Annotated in this window: 18 protein-coding genes and 1 riboswitch; of the genes, 7 read left to right on the top strand and 11 right to left on the bottom strand. The window is 39.4% G+C overall.

Going from position 1 to position 17,450, the window contains the following annotated elements; translation table 11 throughout:
* Window positions 1–4 precede the first annotated feature (4 nt).
* On the top strand, window positions 5–841 hold the full coding sequence (locus FAY30_RS13540) for an SDR family oxidoreductase (protein WP_149870373.1): 837 nt from the start codon (window positions 5–7) through the stop codon (window positions 839–841).
* A gap of 23 nt (window positions 842–864) precedes the next feature.
* Here the strand turns inward: FAY30_RS13540 and FAY30_RS13545 are convergent, their stop codons facing one another.
* On the bottom strand, window positions 865–1,545 hold the full coding sequence (locus tag FAY30_RS13545) for an NUDIX hydrolase (protein WP_149870374.1): 681 nt from the start codon (window positions 1,543–1,545) through the stop codon (window positions 865–867).
* A 229-nt stretch (window positions 1,546–1,774) separates the two neighbouring features.
* On the opposite strand from FAY30_RS13545, the gene FAY30_RS13550 reads away from it, so the two are divergent.
* The gene (locus tag FAY30_RS13550) at window positions 1,775–3,163 is read left to right on the top strand and encodes a TldD/PmbA family protein (RefSeq protein WP_149870375.1); all 1,389 of its coding nucleotides are present in this window, start codon (window positions 1,775–1,777) and stop codon (window positions 3,161–3,163) included.
* A 3-nt stretch (window positions 3,164–3,166) separates the two neighbouring features.
* Complete coding sequence (locus tag FAY30_RS13555; RefSeq protein ID WP_149870376.1) at window positions 3,167–4,510, top strand: TldD/PmbA family protein; 1,344 nt, start codon at window positions 3,167–3,169, stop codon at window positions 4,508–4,510.
* 75 nt (window positions 4,511–4,585) lie between these two features.
* Here FAY30_RS13555 and FAY30_RS13560 read toward each other — a convergent pair whose 3' ends face one another.
* Window positions 4,586–5,698, bottom strand: a complete 1,113-nt coding sequence (locus FAY30_RS13560; protein ID WP_149870377.1) for an NAD(P)/FAD-dependent oxidoreductase — start codon at window positions 5,696–5,698, stop codon at window positions 4,586–4,588.
* Between the two features lie 235 nt (window positions 5,699–5,933).
* A riboswitch (Lysine riboswitch) is annotated at window positions 5,934–6,113 on the top strand.
* Between the two features lie 125 nt (window positions 6,114–6,238).
* On the opposite strand from FAY30_RS13560, the gene dapA reads away from it, so the two are divergent.
* Window positions 6,239–7,120, top strand: a complete 882-nt coding sequence (gene dapA / locus FAY30_RS13565) for a 4-hydroxy-tetrahydrodipicolinate synthase (protein ID WP_149870378.1) — start codon at window positions 6,239–6,241, stop codon at window positions 7,118–7,120.
* Window positions 7,121–7,164: 44 nt separating this feature from the next.
* On the opposite strand, the gene FAY30_RS13570 is transcribed toward dapA, so the two are convergent.
* The 4 genes from FAY30_RS13570 to FAY30_RS13585 all read right to left on the bottom strand — a co-directional run bounded on the left by FAY30_RS13570 (window position 7,165) and on the right by FAY30_RS13585 (window position 11,572).
* Window positions 7,165–7,734, bottom strand: coding sequence for a hypothetical protein (locus FAY30_RS13570; protein WP_149870379.1), 570 nt, complete (start codon window positions 7,732–7,734; stop codon window positions 7,165–7,167).
* A gap of 84 nt (window positions 7,735–7,818) precedes the next feature.
* The gene (locus tag FAY30_RS13575) at window positions 7,819–8,490 is read right to left on the bottom strand and encodes a YdeI/OmpD-associated family protein (protein WP_190284641.1); all 672 of its coding nucleotides are present in this window, start codon (window positions 8,488–8,490) and stop codon (window positions 7,819–7,821) included.
* 148 nt (window positions 8,491–8,638) lie between these two features.
* The gene (adhE, locus tag FAY30_RS13580; protein ID WP_149870381.1) at window positions 8,639–11,242 is read right to left on the bottom strand and encodes a bifunctional acetaldehyde-CoA/alcohol dehydrogenase; all 2,604 of its coding nucleotides are present in this window, start codon (window positions 11,240–11,242) and stop codon (window positions 8,639–8,641) included.
* Window positions 11,243–11,344: 102 nt separating this feature from the next.
* Window positions 11,345–11,572: a hypothetical protein gene (locus tag FAY30_RS13585; RefSeq protein WP_149870382.1), complete on the bottom strand. Its 228-nt coding sequence runs from the start codon at window positions 11,570–11,572 to the stop codon at window positions 11,345–11,347.
* A gap of 343 nt (window positions 11,573–11,915) precedes the next feature.
* Between FAY30_RS13585 and FAY30_RS13590 the strand changes: the two genes are divergently transcribed.
* The gene (locus tag FAY30_RS13590) at window positions 11,916–12,518 is read left to right on the top strand and encodes an anthranilate synthase component II (protein ID WP_149870383.1); all 603 of its coding nucleotides are present in this window, start codon (window positions 11,916–11,918) and stop codon (window positions 12,516–12,518) included.
* Complete coding sequence (gene pabB / locus FAY30_RS13595) at window positions 12,487–14,256, top strand: aminodeoxychorismate synthase component I (protein WP_149870384.1); 1,770 nt, start codon at window positions 12,487–12,489, stop codon at window positions 14,254–14,256. Before FAY30_RS13590 ends, pabB begins: the two co-directional genes overlap by 32 nt.
* 29 nt (window positions 14,257–14,285) lie before the next feature.
* Here the strand turns inward: pabB and FAY30_RS13600 are convergent, their stop codons facing one another.
* Entirely contained in the window at window positions 14,286–14,771 is a 486-nt protein-coding gene (locus FAY30_RS13600) for an aminodeoxychorismate lyase (protein ID WP_190284642.1), read from the bottom strand.
* The gene (locus FAY30_RS13605; RefSeq protein ID WP_149870385.1) at window positions 14,761–15,144 is read right to left on the bottom strand and encodes a hypothetical protein; all 384 of its coding nucleotides are present in this window, start codon (window positions 15,142–15,144) and stop codon (window positions 14,761–14,763) included. The genes FAY30_RS13600 and FAY30_RS13605 overlap by 11 nt, the downstream gene beginning before the upstream one ends.
* Window positions 15,145–15,416: 272 nt before the next feature.
* Between FAY30_RS13605 and FAY30_RS13610 the strand changes: the two genes are divergently transcribed.
* A complete protein-coding gene (locus tag FAY30_RS13610) occupies window positions 15,417–15,611 on the top strand; it encodes an alpha/beta-type small acid-soluble spore protein (protein ID WP_149870386.1) in 195 nt (64 codons plus the stop codon).
* 57 nt (window positions 15,612–15,668) lie between these two features.
* Here FAY30_RS13610 and FAY30_RS27180 read toward each other — a convergent pair whose 3' ends face one another.
* From FAY30_RS27180 to FAY30_RS13620, 3 genes are read right to left on the bottom strand one after another with little or no spacing between them, the layout of a single operon-like run.
* A complete protein-coding gene (locus tag FAY30_RS27180) occupies window positions 15,669–15,842 on the bottom strand; it encodes a hypothetical protein (RefSeq protein WP_190284643.1) in 174 nt (57 codons plus the stop codon).
* A gap of 50 nt (window positions 15,843–15,892) precedes the next feature.
* On the bottom strand, window positions 15,893–16,843 hold the full coding sequence (locus FAY30_RS13615) for a carbohydrate kinase family protein (RefSeq protein ID WP_190284644.1): 951 nt from the start codon (window positions 16,841–16,843) through the stop codon (window positions 15,893–15,895).
* 35 nt (window positions 16,844–16,878) lie between these two features.
* On the bottom strand, window positions 16,879–17,379 hold the full coding sequence (locus FAY30_RS13620; protein ID WP_149870388.1) for a hypothetical protein: 501 nt from the start codon (window positions 17,377–17,379) through the stop codon (window positions 16,879–16,881).
* Window positions 17,380–17,450 lie beyond the last annotated feature (71 nt).

Consider the following 17,450-nt stretch of genomic DNA (forward strand, 5'->3'; position numbering starts at 1 on the left):
ATGTATGAACAGTAAAACAGCAGTTGTTACAGGATCATCTAGTGGCTTTGGATTGTTATGCGTAATTGAACTAGCTTTGAAGGGCTATACTGTCATAGCGACAATGAGAGATGTAAAAAAAGCGACACCAATGGTTGAACTTGCAAAAGAAAAAGGTATAGAAAATAAAATTCATATCAATCAGCTTGACGTTAGTTCGTCTGCCTCTATACATGAGTTTAAAACCTTACTTGTAGATTATCCATCTATAGATGTGTTAGTAAACAATGCGGGGGTTGCCCTTGGTGGCTTTAGCGAGGATCTCTCAATTGAGGAATACCGGCAGCAATTTGAAACTAATTTTTTTGGGGTCATTTCAGTGACAAATGCTGTTCTCCCTTTTATGAGGACAAAAAAGCAAGGTAGGATTATTAACATGAGCAGCATCAGCGGAAGATTTGGTTTCCCTGGCCTATCTGCATATGCTGCTTCCAAGCATGCACTTGAGGGTTATAGCGAGAGTTTAAGGTTGGAACTTAAACCGTTTGGCATAGATGTCACATTAATTGAGCCTGGTTCGTATCAAACCAATATTTGGACTAGCGTGGATCGAATGGAAATTAACTCTGAATCCCCTTACTCTTCCTATATGAAGAGTTTGCTTGGCGAAATTGAGGGCGGAAAGTCGAATCATGGTAACCCGAGTGAAGTAGCAAGGCTTGTAGCGCAAATTGCTTCACAAAAGAAATCACCGAATCTTCGCTATCCCATTGGGAAGGGGATCAAGCAAACTCTGTTTCTAAAAAGCCTATTGCCATGGAGGGTTCTGGAAGCAGTGATTTTGAAAAAGCTTGGACAATAGCCGAATTTGAATCAAGTTTCCAATTACCCTTTCATTTCATCCAAATAATCGCTTAGGTTAAATGCGGGCATCTTTAATGGACCTCCATCTAGATGTTGAATAATCGTCTTTAATGTATGAATCGTTGGCGGTGCCATTAAAATTTCCCCATTTTGACAGGCATTTAATGCATCGGCTGGAGAAAGCCAAATGGTTTCGCTAATTTCCTTATTATCAGGTTTTGGGATTTGCCTTTCTGGCAGCCTAGTTAGAAAAAATCGTGTATCAAAGCGGATCGGGTTTCTCTTCGGAGTAATGATTTGACCGATATAGGAAAAGTCATCAAGCCGAAATTGAAGTCCTTCCTTTTGAAGCAGTTGTACAAAAGAGATTTCACCGTTTATTAGGAGATGACGGTATGCCACTTCTGTTTCCACATCAAACAGAACAGGAGATCCGTCTTCCCTCTTACAAACCAGCACCCCCACTTCTTCGAATAATTCTCTTGCAGCAGCTACATAGTGTGAAAGTTCAAATGTTTCATTGCGTTGTCCATATATTAAACCGTTACAGTCATGAATGTCGTCAGCCTGGTCAACCGCTCCTCCAGGAAAAACATAATATCCGCCAAAAAATTTCATTGTTTCGGGCCTTTTGGTCATATAGACCCTTGAGGATTGATCCAATAAAACAACAGTTGATGCAGGTCTAGGTATTGTAGTCATTGATTACCCACCTTTTTTCATATTACCTTTTATATTCAATTTTTCACTTGGATTTCCCTTCTCTTCCTAAAGCACTTTTCCCTTTCATTAAACAATTTGCATCTCCAATAAGGTAAAATTAACCATTAACAATAAAAATGTTGTATGATTAAAAGGTACCAATTTAGGAAGATTCTAACCGAAGTTTCAATTCTTTCTAGTCTTATAGAAAAGAATATAGGAGGTCTTTATGCTAAGCAAATCTTTAATTGAAGACGTACTGACAGAGGCTTTATCAACAGGTGGAGATTTTTCGGAGATTTTCGTTGAAGATCGTTTTACAAATAATTTCACACTGCAAAGCGGGAAAATTGAAACCTGTCTATCCGGTCGTGATTTTGGAATAGGTATCCGTGTGTTTAGAGGGTTGCAAAGCGTCTATGCCTATACAACGGATCACAGCAAAGAAGGTCTGCTTAAAGCGGCCAAAAACGCTGCACAAGCAATAAGTGGAAATACGATCCATCAACTATCCCCATTTATACAAGAGTCATTTGAAACCATTCATCCCGTTCGGCTGCTGCCACAAGAAGTAGATAAAAACCGAAAGGCAGCCATCATGAAAAATGCTTATACCACTGCTAAGAACTATCATTCTAGTATCTCTCAAGTCACAGTCCGTTACATGGATGAGGAACAAAATGTACTAATTGCCAATTCCGAAGGAAAATTTATTGAAGATAAACGTGTTCGCTCAAGACTTGCCATTCAGGCAGTAGCCGTAAGAGATAATCAAATGGAAACGGGTTTTTATGGTCCGGGTGCCCATCAAGGCTTTGAGTTTTTTGAAAATTTAAATTTATACCATTATGCGAATGAAGCAGCCCGTATTGCTGTGACAATGCTGGATGCCAGTCCATGTCCAAGCGGGAAATTCCCTGTGATTATCGACAATGAATTTGGCGGGGTTATTTTTCATGAAGCTTGTGGACACGGTTTAGAAGCTACTGCCGTTGCGAAAAACAACTCAGTGTTCGCGAATCGTATTGGTGAACGGGTTGCTCCTTCCATTGTTACATATATTGATGACGGGACAATTCAAAATGAGTGGGGTTCCATCCATATCGATGATGAAGGCGAAAAGGCGCGAAAAAATGTACTTATCGAAAATGGGATTCTTAAAGGCTATTTAATTGATAAATTTAATTCTCGCAGAATGGGTATGGAATCAACTGGATCCGGCAGAAGACAATCATTCCGTTTTGCCCCAACCTCAAGAATGACGAATACGTATATTGCTCCTGGAAAATCAACACCAGAAGAAATTATCACCAATACCGAACAAGGAATTTACACTAAATATATGGGCGGCGGCCAAGTTAATCCGGCTACAGGTGATTACAACTTTGCAGTCATGGAAGCGTACGAGGTGAAAAACGGCAAGCTCGGAAAACCTTTGAAGGGTGCTACATTAATCGGTAATGGTCCAAAAACATTACAGTTGGTTGATATGGTCGGCAATAATTTGGGTCATGGCGCCGGAATGTGCGGTTCATTGAGTGGAAGTATTCCAGTGAATGTGGGTCAGCCAATGATCCGTGTAAGCGAAATTACTGTCGGCGGGACGAAGGGGGAATAAGCCGTGAACATTCAAGAATTTCAAGCGAAATTATTTAATGAGGCACAAAACCGCGGATACACGGATGTAGAAATGTATTATGAAAGGAAAGAAGTCTTTGGCTGTCAAGTATACAATGGCGAAATTGATCAATATGAAATTGCTGAAGACGGCGGAGTTTCCTTCCGCGGTATCATTGATGGGAAAATGGGTTATGCCTATTCCGAAAAAGTTGAAGAGGCTTCCATCCCTTTCTTGCTGGAAAACGCAAAAGAAAATACACAGATCATGCATGATGAAGATATTGAAGAAATTTTTGCCGGAAGCAGTCAGTATGAACAAGGAAACTTCTTCTCAACATCCTTAAATGAAGTATCCATTCCCGAAAAAATAAAATTTATTAAAGATGTTGAACGTGAATTACTTGCAATAGATACTCGAATTGTGGCGACCGATTATTGCATGATACGGACAGAAACAGTTTCTCGGAATCTGTCCAATAGTAAAGGTTTGTCTTTAACCGACCAAATGAATTATATGTATGTCATTACGGAAGCCATCGTAAAAGACGGTGAGGAAACGAAAACTTCCTTTGAATTTAAAGTGACAAAAGACTTCTATCAGTTGGATGCCAAGGAAATGGCTAGAAAAGCCGCAGAGGAAGCACTTTCACAATTAGGGTCCAGAAATATTGCCAGCAAGGAATACCCCGTTCTATTACGAAATGATGCAGCTGCAAGTCTGTTAGCGACATTCTCGTCTAATTTTTCTGCTGAGAACACACAAGCAGGTATTTCATCCTTAAAGGATAAGCTAGGTAAGAAAATTGCCGGGCAAAAGATTACGATTCTCGATGACCCATTTCTAGAGGATGGTCTTGCCAGTAGAACCTTTGACAGTGAGGGCGTTGCGTCGAAGAAACTGACATTAGTAGAATCAGGAGTATTACAATCCTTGCTTCACAATCAAAAAACAGCGAAAAAGGAACAAACTGAGACTACCGGTCATGCACATAAGGATTCTTATAAAAGTGCAGTTAAGGTCGGTCCTTCTAATCTTTTCCTGAAGCCTTCCGCAGTATCGTTTGAAGATTTGCTCGGCAGAATGAATGAAGGGATATTCATAACTAGTCTATCGGGCTTGCATTCCGGGGCAAATACGGTTTCTGGTGACTTTTCCGTCGCTGCAAATGGATTCTATGTTGCTGATGGGGAGATTCAATATCCGGTAAATTTAATGACCATCGCCGGTAATTTCTATCAATTATTAAAGGATGTCGAAGAAATTGGTGAGGATCTAATCTTCCCGCTTACACCAGTTGGTTCTCCGTCGGTCTTAGTTAAATCATTATCGGTTACGGTCGAGTAATAGGGCTTTTAGGTGGGAGCGCCATTTTATCTTGGCGGCTCCTCTTTTTATTTTTTAAAATAATAAATACTGTCTTTAAAGAGCTCCCGATACGGCATAGGAACCAAAATCAATCTCTGTCTGTTTACCCATCACATGCTTAGCTATCTCTGCACCAAGATATGGTCCGCTAGTTAGCCCTGAGGCGCCAAGTCCATTGGCAACATAAATTCCTTCGAAATGTGGTAATGGCCCTGCCACTGGTAAAAAACCCGGGGTGAAAGGTCGAAACCCCACCCTTGTTTCAAGTAAAGTACCGTTCGATAGACCTGGTGCCACCTCTAAGGCTTGGTTTAAGATCTCATGAATACCACCGGCCGTTACTCGAATGTCAAATCCAGCTTCATTTTCATGTGTGGAACCCACGATTACCCGGCCATTTTCAAAGGTAAGGATGTACTGGTTATGGAGTGGCATGACAACCGGCCATGAATTTGTATCCGTTTCAGGCAATTCCAGATGAACAATCTGTGCCTTTTGTGGTTTGACTAAGAATTCCACGCCCAGTGGCTGCAAAAGTTCTTTTGACCACGCCCCTGCCGTAACAATTACTTGATCCGCCAACAAAAGAGTTCCTTCGTGCCTAATCCCAATAACTCGATTTCCTTCATAAATAATGGCAGCATTCCCTCTCAGGATAGTCACTCCATTCTTTATTGAAGTATGGACCAGCGAATCCCGTAAAGCTCTGCCATTTACTCGTGCTCCACCACTTATATGAACGGAACCAAACACCTCTGAGACCGGTGGAAATAGACTTTTCGTTTCCGTAGGTGACAAAATGGATATTTCACCAATTTCCGGGGCATCCTCCCGGCGTTTTTCGGCGCGCTCCGCCATCTGCTCCAGCTTATTACTGTCTGTATGAAGACTAATGGCTCCAACCCTTTTGTACCCTGTATCATTTTCGCCCTCTGCTTCCAATTGAGCAATTAATTCAGGATAATAGCGCGCTCCCCCTTTTGCCAGGCTATACCAGGCTTTATTCCGTCGCTGCGAAAGCCAAGGACAAACAATCCCTGCAGCCGCATCTGTTGCCTGTCCACGGTCGTGGCGGTCAATTAAAGTAACTTTTACCCCTAAATTAGCAAGGTGATAAGCGGTGGAGGCACCGAGAATCCCTGCTCCTATCACAATTACCTTTTCCATATAACACCTTTTCATTTTAGTTTTCTTAAGCTCATTTTAGTTGTCCAATCTGTACTTTACTAGTTCATTCACATTTTATGACGAATGATACCCCATATAATGATAACAAAAAATTGAAATATTATAAATTTGCTGTTCATTAAAGCGTTTCAATTGGACAAATCACTTGAATAATAATGAATTATCTGTTAGATTAGAAATCAATTAAATACTTTCTTACTTCAATACCTTTTGAAGTGAGGATAGAGGCGCAAAGACCATTAGTACACTTTTTGAGGATGATGAGATCCACTGAGAATGGTGGAAAGGGGAATTTGCCGAAGCTTCCAAGAACTCATTCATCTTGAAGCTGGTTCTGTTGTTGAATAAGCACAGAATTGTCATATAGGAAACTATATGGAGGGCTATCTCACGCATAGGAACTTTGTTTTATATTATGTTTCTACTGCAGCAGCGTACCCTCGTTGCTGCTTTTTTGCGTTGATAAAAAAGTGGCCTCTGCCCCTCTAATTTCTAAAAAAATGAAAAAGGGTGAGAATGATGAATTTTGGCCAAGTATTAACTGCAATGGTGACTCCATTTGATCAAAATGGTGAAATTGATTTTGACGCAACACGGAATTTAGTGAATCATTTACTTGCAAATGGAACCGATGGATTGGTTGTTGCTGGGACAACAGGTGAGTCCCCTACCTTAACAACCGAGGAAAAAGTCGCTTTATTTAAATTTGTGGTTGAAATTGTAAATGGAAGAGTTCCGGTCATTGCAGGTACGGGATCAAATGACACAAGGGCTTCAATTAGCCTTACAAAACTTGCGGAGGAGACTGGCGTTGACGGGATTATGCTTGTTGTTCCCTACTATAACAAGCCATCCCAAGAAGGGTTATTCCAACACTTTAAAGCCATCGCCGAATCAACTTCTTTGCCGGTAATGCTTTATAATATCCCGGGCCGAACTGGCATCAACATGGATGTGGACACTATTGTCCGGCTTTCAAACATTAACAACATTGTCTCCATCAAAGAAGCAAGCGGCAATCTAGATGCGATCGCAGAAATTATAAGTCAAACTTCTGAAGATTTTACGCTTTACAGTGGCGATGATGGACTAACATTGCCCATTTTAGCGATTGGCGGTACAGGAATTATATCTGTTGCTTCCCATGTCATTGGTAATGAAATGCAGGAAATGGTGACTAATTTTAAAAATGGGCATTTGAAGGAGGCAGCATCAGCACATTGGCATCTTCTCCCGCTCATGAAAGCCCTATTTGCTGCACCAAACCCAACACCGGTTAAAGCGGCCTTGAATCTAACTGGAGTCAATGTTGGCGGTGTCCGCCTGCCGTTAATTCCGTTAACGAATGACGAAGAGTCAGCACTAAAAGGGATTTTACCGGTTAACATGCTCGATAAATAATAAACGTAACAAGGCTGCCAATTCCCCCAAAGGGCTAGGCAGCCTTATTTTTTCACAATCGTAGATTTCATCAATAACCTTGCTGCCTTCTTGCCTAGGACCATCCAAATCCAACTATAAACTAATGAAAACAGAAAGATTAATAGGACTACCTTACTATTAAAGGTATGAGAAACGGTTGGGCCTAAGACAGGAAAACCAAAAACATATAATAAAGCCATGATCCCTGCTGTTAGTGAACTGCCACCAAACACGGTGATTGACAGCCAATTCTTCCAAAACTTAAATGCTGTCCCTAAGCTAATCCCTAATAATCCAGTTGTAAAAGGAAATACAAACAGCTCGCTAGGCAGGAAAATCATTAATAATAATATAGTATTAAAATATGACATAATTCCAATCCTTAAAGAAATCAAACATGAAAGGACAATTGGCAAGGTGGTTAAAATACTTAATGCATAACCAATGCCAGCAAAAACACCAGCTGACTGAAAGATTGCTGCCAGAGCAGTGAAGACAGCACCCAAAACGATTTTGTTTGTTCGTGAATAAGAGACTTTCAAGGGAAATTGGGTATTTTGCTGCTGTCCCCTTCTGCCCTCGTGCTCATTCATCGCAAACACCCCCTGTTTAAGTTAATGTCTTTGTATCTTAAATTATGAGACATAATTTTAAACAGGTAATATGTCAGCGGACTTTTAATTTCCGCTTCGATATAACTCGCGGCTCTTGTAACCTTTTCCGAGAATCATTTTCATTTCCTCGCGTCGTTTTGCTTTTGTTACCTCTTGTTTTGCACTGTATACATATCGAGCCCAATCTTTACGGTACCCAGGGGTAAGTGATTGATAGAAGGCAAGTAAGTCCGGTGTATCCTGTAAATCCTTTTCTACCACTGGAATATAGGAAATATAATCATCCACACATTGACTCGCTTTCGGAGATGTTTGATTTTTGGATTTTGAATCTTCTTTCAGACCAACCACCGTAAAAACCTCATCTAACCCGACCATACGAGAAAATTTGATCGTGCTTGTCCCAATATAGCCATCTTGATCTGCACCTATCCCGCTTAACAAATCATCACGATGAATGAAGGTTGGATAGATTTTATTTCCCTTTTTTGGATAAGCCAGATACATATAGCCGTTTTTATTTAGATAATTTTTATCAATGACCTTTTTTACAAGTTCCTGTAAAGATGCCATATCTAATACAAAGGCAAAAATAAGATCATATGAATGTTCGCGCAGTTCATTATCATAACCAGTGAGTTCTGCCAAATAATCAGCACCATAGGGTAAATGTAGTACGGCTATTTTTTTATATTTCTGTAGATTTAGTTTTTCTACTATTGTTTTTCCCATCATTCCACCTGCTTGGATATTTTCGAATTGTAAAAATACAATAATTAGTATACATCGTTAGTTATGTCATTGCTATTTTTTTATTTAAAAATGGGCTAGACCCCCGGCGTTTAAAATATTGCTGCACCAGTGGTCTGAACCCAAAAATGGTTTACATTCCTTTATACGCTAATCGGTAAATCTCCGCTAATTCTGTAACTAACGGAAGCTTTGGATTGGCAGTTGTACATTGATCTTCAAACGCACGATCTGCTAAGAAATCAACTTTGCTTTCGAAGTCTGCTTGATCGATATTGTTTGCCTCTAAACTCATTGGGACTTCTAGTTCTTTGGCTAATTGAATGATAGCCTGCACGAGACTCTCAACACCTTCCTCAGTTGTGTTTGCTGGGAAACCCAAAGTTCTAGCAATTTCTGCATAACGTTTATCTGCTTTGAAGTGGTTATACTTTGGAAATGCGGTAAACTTCTTCGGTTTTGTGGCATTGTAGCGAATAACATGCGGCAAAAGTACCGCATTCGCACGTCCATGTGCAATATGGAATTCAGCTCCTAATTTATGAGCTAGACTATGGTTTATTCCTAAAAAGGCATTTGCAAATGCCATACCCGCAATTGTTGAAGCATTATGAACCTTTTCACGTGCCTCTTCATCACTGCCATTTTTGTAGGCTCTTGGCAGGTATTCAAAGACCAATTGGATTGCTTTCATCGCCAGTCCATCTGTAAAGTCATTGGCCATACAGGATACATACGCTTCTATCGCATATGTTAATACATCCAAACCTGTATCGGCTGTAATGTGTTTTGGTACCGTCATGACGAACTGGGGATCAATAATCGCCACATCTGGTGTCAATTCATAATCAGCGAGCGGGTATTTCGTATTTGATTCCTTATCGGTAATCACGGAGAATGAGGTTACTTCTGATCCTGTACCGGAAGTCGTAGGAATGGCAACGAATTGCGCCCTTTCTCCAAGACGTGGATATTTTACGATTCGTTTGCGAATATCCAGGAATTTTTGTTTTAAGCCAAAGAATTCGGTATCAGGAAATTCATAAAACAACCACATTCCTTTAGCAGCATCCATTGCTGAACCACCGCCAAGAGCAATTATGACATCCGGCTGGAATTTCGCCATCCTTTCTGCGCCTTTCATCACTGTTTCAATGGATGGATCTGGTTCCACCTCGGAAAAAATCTCACAGTGGACATAATCTGGCCGCTTCCGTAAATAGTAAAGCACCTTATCAACATAGCCCAGTTTCACCATGCCGGGGTCAGTGACAATAAAAGCTTTTGAGATTTTCGGCATCTTTGCTAGATACTGAGTAGAGTTTTTCTCAAAGTATATTTTGGACGGCACTTTAAACCACTGCATATTGACATTCCTTTTCGCTACTTTTTTTATATTGATTAAATGTATCGCCCCAACGTTAGTGGACACTGAATTTCCGCCATATGAACCGCAGCCAAGAGTCAAGGAAGGAATATATCCATTATAAATATCACCAATTGCCCCTTGGGAGGATGGAGCGTTTACGATAATCCTTCCTGCTTTCATCCTTAATCCATACTCTTTGATGACCGTTTGATCATTGGTATGAATCACAGCGGAATGCCCTAGACCGCCAAACTCCAGCATCTCTTCTGCCCTTCTATAGCCTTCATCATGACTGCTGACCTTGTAGCAGGCTAAGACAGGACTTAATTTTTCTCTTGATAGTGGAAATTTGGGACCGACTCCTTTTATTTCCGCGACGAGAATTTTCGTGTGTTCTGGAACCTTCACACCTGCTAGGGCGGCAATTTTGGACGCAGCCATCCCAACAATGTTTGGATTTACCGCACAGGATTGTTCATTGATGACTAATTTTTCAACCTTTTCTTTTTCTTCCTTATTTAAGAAATAGCAATTGTTCGCAATCATTTCCTCTTTCACTTCTGAGTAAATTTCTTTATCGATAATAACTGCTTGTTCAGAAGCACAAATCATTCCGTTATCAAACGTTTTGGATAATATTAAGTCATTGACCGCCTGATGAAGATGAGCCGTTTTTTCAATATAGCAAGGGACATTTCCAGGTCCAACCCCAAGGGCTGGTTTTCCTGAACTGTATGCGGATTTGACCATGCCAGCCCCGCCGGTTGCCAGAATCATCGATATTTTATTGTGGTTCATCAATGCTTGTGTAGCCTCAAGGGATGGGGTTTCAATCCATTGAATGCAATTTTCCGGTGCTCCGGCTTTGATTGCAGCATCTCTCAGGATTCGAGCTGCTTCACTACTGCATTTTTGTGCAGATGGATGAAAGGCAAAAATAATAGGATTCCTCGTCTTGATCGAAATAAGTGATTTAAACATCGTAGTAGAGGTTGGGTTTGTGACAGGTGTAACCCCTGCAACCACACCTACAGGTTCAGCGATTTCAATCATACCCTCATGCTCGTTTTCATTGATGATTCCAACGGTTTTATCGTATTTGATATTATGGTAGACATATTCAGTTGCAAACATATTTTTAATGATTTTATCCTCATATACCCCTCTTCCGGTTTCTTCAACAGCCAATTTTGCAAGGGGCATATGCTGATCAAGACCCGCCAAGGCCATTTGCTTGACAATTTGGTTAATCATTTCTTGATCAAAGCTGCGAAATTCCTCTAATGCTTTTAGACCGTTTTCCACCAAAGCATCAATCATGTTGGTCACCGATTGTTTTTCTTTTAGCGATTTTTCTACCACTGCCATGTTTGTTCCCTCCAATTGTTTAAAAGCACATATTTTGATCATTCACAAACCTTAATTTGTGAATTATTTCACATGTGTGATCAAAAAAATATCAGGAGCGTTTTACTCGCAAACAGGATTTCTTGGAATTTTTTCAAATAAAATGTCAGTTAGGACTTTTGAATATTTTTTGACGATGATAACGTAATTTACCGTCCAAATAAAAGCAGGAATTTCTTCGTTTTCTTTAAATAACATGGCTTCAAATTCATCACCCACTGTTTCTTCAAATAATTCTTGAGTATAGGTTTCAGAATCGGTTGAGAAGGTTTTCCATTCACAAATCATCATCTATCATCACTCCTTGTTCTTTATGTATTTATCATAACATGAATTTTATATAATACATTGTGAAATATTGAACAAACTTTGAAAACTTAGTAATTATTGATAAATATAGGACAATCGTCATATCGACAATAACAAGTACGTAAAATCAAGAAAGCGATTTCATCTTTATTATTATTCTACTATAATAAATATTCATGAGGTACGATAAATTAAAATAAAAAGTCCCTATTAATATTTACATCTGACTATTTTCACTTTAACATGAAAAGGGTTGATACCAATCTTCAAATGGAGATTGTGCTTAGCGTAAAAAAACAATATAGAAATGGAGCCAGAGTAACCAGTGATTTTAGTAATTGACAACTATGACTCATTTACGTTCAATTTAGTCCAATATATCCAAACAATTGGCGAAGATGTTGTTGTGATCCGGAATGATCAATTGTCGCTAAAAATGATAGAAGAAATGAAGCCTGATCATCTTCTACTTTCTCCAGGGCCAGGTAATCCCGATTCAGCCGGTCTATGTTTAGATATTGTGAAAAGATTTTATCGAGAAATCCCCATATTAGGGGTTTGTTTAGGGCATCAAATTATTGCGCAAGCGTTTGGTGGAATCATTATTAAAGCTTTAAAACCCATGCATGGAAAAATCTCATCTCTTACACATGATCAAAATGGGATTTTTCGTGATTTACCATCTCCATTCCAGGTAACAAGATATCATTCATTAATCATCGATGAGTCCACCCTTCCAACTTGTCTAGAAATCAGTGCAAGAAGTGAGGATGGAGAAATAATGGCAATCCGTCATAATCAATATAAAGTGGAAGGCGTTCAATTCCACCCCGAGTCTATCTTGACGAAAAACGGCTTACAGATGTTAGAGAATTTTTTTAAAAAGGAATGTAAAAATGAATATACAAAAGCCTCTCTTATCTTTTGAATTTGCAGATTCAAACGGTATAATAAAACCGCTGACTTTTCAAAATCCATTTAAGGTGATTACAGCGTATACAATCGATGAGGTATTGCCAAGCCTTAAACTAGTTGAGGATGCTGTTGAGAACGGTTATTATGCTGCAGGGTTTCTTTCCTATGAGAGTGCAGCTGCCTTCGATACTGCTTATAGCGTTAGAAGCGGAGGTAAAATGCCTCTCTTATGGTTTGGCATTTTTCAAAATCCATTGCCGCAATCGCTTAACAGCAACGCCACCTACAGTCTCACGGAATGGATACCATCAATTAGTATGGCGGAATACGATCAAGCGATTCTATCTATAAAGGAATCGATAGAACGTGGTGATACTTATCAGACAAACTATACGATACGTCTTAAATCTCATTTCCAAGGGGACGATATCGCTTTTTTTGAAAATCTTAAAAGGGCACAATCTTCCAATTACAGTGCATACATCAACACCGGTGAACAAAGTATTTTATCCGCCTCACCTGAATTGTTTTTTCACTTAAAAGATGACAAAATTACCACCCGGCCGATGAAAGGTACATCGAAAAGAGGAAAATCGGCAGCTGAGGATCAAGCAAACGCCAATTGGCTTTATCATTCAGATAAAAATCGTGCTGAAAATGTGATGATTGTCGACTTGCTGCGAAACGACTTAGGCATAATCGCCGAACCAGGAACAGTGTCTGTAACAAAGTTATTTGAAATTGAGCAATACCCTACCGTTCATCAAATGACTTCAACGATCAATGCACGGGTGTCAAGCAATACCAGACTCGTTGAAATCTTTAAGGCTCTTTTTCCATGTGGATCCATTACAGGTGCGCCAAAAATTAGCACGATGAACATTATTGCAGACTTAGAGCAGGAACCGCGTGAGGTATATTGTGGGGCGATTGGATTTATCACACCGGAAAAGGAAGCTATCTTTAATGTGCCGATTAGAACCGTAATGATTGAACATCAATCTAGCCAAGCTACCTATGGTGTTGGCGGAGGAATCACTTGGGATTCCACTACTGAGGGGGAATATCAAGAAATCCTGGCCAAAGCAAGCTTACTTAAAGAGAACAGACCTGAATTTCAATTGTTGGAAAGTTTGTTTTTAAATAATGGAACTTATTTCTTATTAGTAGAACATCTCAATCGTTTGAAAAATTCAGCTAACTACTTCGGATTTCAGTGCAATCTAACCGATGTAAAAAGGGCATTGGATAAATTTTCAATGAAAAATCGCAGTGGTAAGCTAAAGGTACGTCTCCTTTTGTCTAAAAACGGCGACATTGACATCGAAGGAAATTTAATTACACATCCAGGGGCAGATTTGAAGGTGCTGCTTGCTGATATACCCGTAGATAAGAACAATATCTTCCTCTACCATAAAACGACTAACAGGGATATGTATTCACAATTTCAGGTACGAAAACCCGCCGATATGTTCGATGTGCTCCTTTGGAACAATGATGGGGAGTTGACTGAATTTACAAATGGGAACGTTGTCTTGGAAATAGATGGGTTATTATGGACACCCCCATTAAAAAGCGGCTTACTAGCAGGAACTTTTCGTGAGCAGTTGCTAAATAATGGTGAAATTGGCGAAAAAACAATAACCATTACTGACCTGCAAAAAAGTACGAGAATCTGGTTTATCAATAGTGTACGAAAATGGCTCGAGGTTCAATTAATAAATGATAAAAGGAAAGCGAACAGTTTGTAAACTGTTCGCTTCTTATTTGGTAACGGAGGTTATTTATATATCGCCGCAACCACTTGATCGTAAGTCATTTCACTGTCCACGACATATACCCCTGGACGCAAACGATTTTCTATCCCCTTTTGCTCGATATCCTGAGAAAAAGCAAATGCATCCTGCACCAAGTTTCCTTGTACTAGTGCCTTGCCGACGTCAATGCTCGTCATACCTTCTGATACATTCACAATCACTTTTGTGACTGTTTTGGCAGGTTCGTTGTTTTCAGAAGGGTTTTTCTTTTCTACTGCTGCCTTGGCATCCTTCAAATTCTGGTCATATTCAGTTTTGGATTGAACGACATATCCTTTCGTTTCAAGCTCTTTTTTCATTTCATTTTCTGATATTTTTACCGTTGTGCTTGATTTGGCTGTGGTGGCAGGTGCCTTTCCGTCACTCTTGTCAACAAAGTAAATAGCACCGCAAATCAATGTGCTAATCAATATTCCGCCTGCAAAGCTGCTCAGTAAATTAATTCTCATTGGCAGCGGCACTCCCTTCATCACTTACCTGCTGCTGATAAGGAGCAATAATCTGTTCGATTTCATTTTCAGTAATCTGTTTCATTTCTGCAATGCTTGCAACAGAGTAATTTCTTCTAAATAAATCTAATACCTCACGCTTTAATTGTTTTTCCTCAGTAGAAAGTGAAATCCCTGCCTCATTCGTAACCACTTCCAGATCAAGCTCAAGATTTCGAATGGAATCTTGAAGGGCATTAATTTCTTTCATTGTCGATATATGAATCAGATCAATTTGTTCATGTTCTGCCTTAGCTGACCGATTAGATTTTACTAGTGATATAATTAGTAAGATAGCGGATAGTAAAAATAATCCGGCTAATGTCCATTCCATCAAAGTAATTCCTCCTTTAATTTATGCAAGTCCTTATTATACATCCAAAATTGTATTTTGGCGCTTTTAAACCCAAAAATACGACAAAAGTCGCAGGACCCTTACAAATATTGTGGATAAAGGAAGTCTATTCTTTCCTGCTCGTTTGCTTGAAATTGCGGGTTTTCCAAGTCTTGTAACGGTCTTATCTGAATTTGAATTCATTATTAGGATAAAATATAGTCGAGCAATATTCTAAATTGCTCAAAAAACTTCGTCGGGAGTGATGTATCATGGCTAGAAACAAACTATTGGTTCCTGGTGCAGGCAATGTTTTGGATCAGATGAAAGAAGAAATCGCCAACGAGTTTGGAGTGGAGCTAGGTGCTGATACGACCGCACGAGCAAACGGTTCAGTCGGCGGTGAAATGACCAAACGCCTAATCGCCTATGCTGAACAATCGTTACGAAATCAACAGGAGCACTAACTTGTCGATTTCAGAAAAAGGGGTGTTCCGATTTGGAACACCCCCTTCCTTCCTGAATTAATTCGCAAACAAAATCTTGATTTCACTTTCTGCCTCGACCATTCTGCCAAAACGATAACCTTCAATTAGTACATGTCGCTCATGGTCACTTAAGCGGCGTCCCCATTTAGCCTCTAAATAGAAAATGGCTTCGTTATAGAAAATTTCCGGGTAATCAAAAGGGGTTTTCATTCGCGCAACTCCATCCTCTGCTAAAGTCTTCCTTTACAGTCTTGACAAGATTATCTTGTTTTAAAAAGGAATTGCTTTTTCCAAACGGTTAAATCAAAATTAGCGGACAATGATCCGATTTCCGTTGTCGCAGCAGCACCAACATGATTTGAAAACTGAAGATAATTTGTTAATTGGGATTGAGTGGCTGGCTTTCCTTGTTCGTGAAAACAATATAAAAGTGCTGACATAAAGGCATCACCTGCTCCGGTTGTATCGATGGCATTGACCGTCGGGGCAGAAACAAAAATATTGTTTCCATTGATTACAGCACAAGCCCCTTTCCTTCCCATCGTTATGAAGAGAAAAGGAATTTGATAGGTTGATAATTTTTCTATACCTTCTTCTAATGAGTCTGTTTCTGTTAAAAAATTCAACTCATCTTCCGCAAGCTTAACGATATCTGCCTGTTTGAGAAATGCTGCAATTGTTTTACGGCAATGTTCCTCGCTCTCCCACCTCTTAGGACGAATGTTTGCATCAAAGGCAATCATATTTTGGGATTCTTTCGCATATTTGATTGCAGCTTCTGTTGTCTGTTTTGCTTTATTCAGAAAAAGTGTTCCAGAACCAAAATAAAAGATTTTAGCTTGTTCAAAAACCTCTCTCGTTAATTCATCTGCCGATAGAACTTCATCCGGTGTCGGGTTCGAATAAGAATGGAAATATCGTTCTCCGTTTTCATTTATATGAACATATACACCACAGATTTTTTTCTTCGGAGAGTGGATAGAAAAGTCAGTATCAATCCGGTCTTTTCTTAATTCATTTTCTACAAATTCACTGATCTCATCCTTACCAAATTTACACAAATAATAGGTTGGAATCCCAAGTCTCCGTGAACCCACTGCTACATTTACGGTAGCGCCTCCTAGCAACTGCTGATATTCAGTATTCGTTCTATCTATTGAAATATAGTCTACAAATGCTTCTCCTAATGAGATTATTCCCTGCTTACCCAAGATAGTCCCCCTTTATAAATGTAAATCTAATTGGATTAGCTATTATTTTTTTTCCAATTATCATATATGAATTCTTGGAACATTTCATTTAATTGTCGTTTTTTTTGACTCTTTAACCATTCAACCTGGTCGATTGGCAGTTTTAATTTTAAACTGACCTCTTCAATTGGCATTTCCACTTTTCTTATTTCTTCTAATGTAATGCCTTCTTCTATGTTCGGAAACCAAGCATCATTTTCGGTTACAATATGTAATCCATCAAACTCTTGAATGTCAGCGAGCTCACAAAATAAATTAAGCTGCGGCAAACCGCCTGAAAGGATTTTTACATGCATAATCGAATGAATATTACGGCCATCCTCCAATTCAATCTCAATAATAAGGGTTTCCTCTTTTTTATACTTTTTTACAGTAACTTCACTTACTATGATATCCAATTCCAACGTAAATCCAATGCTTGATTCAAAAAGATAGATAGCACTGTTAAAAATATAGATACATTCACCATCTATTTTTACTGTTTTTACTCCAACCATAAACCCTTCCCCCATACAGTTGTTTCTTCCCTATGTGCTTAACACCCTATTCTACCTCTTTTTGATGTTAC

The sequence above is a fragment of the Bacillus sp. S3 genome (assembly GCF_005154805.1).
Classification (GTDB): domain Bacteria; phylum Bacillota; class Bacilli; order Bacillales; family Cytobacillaceae; genus Neobacillus.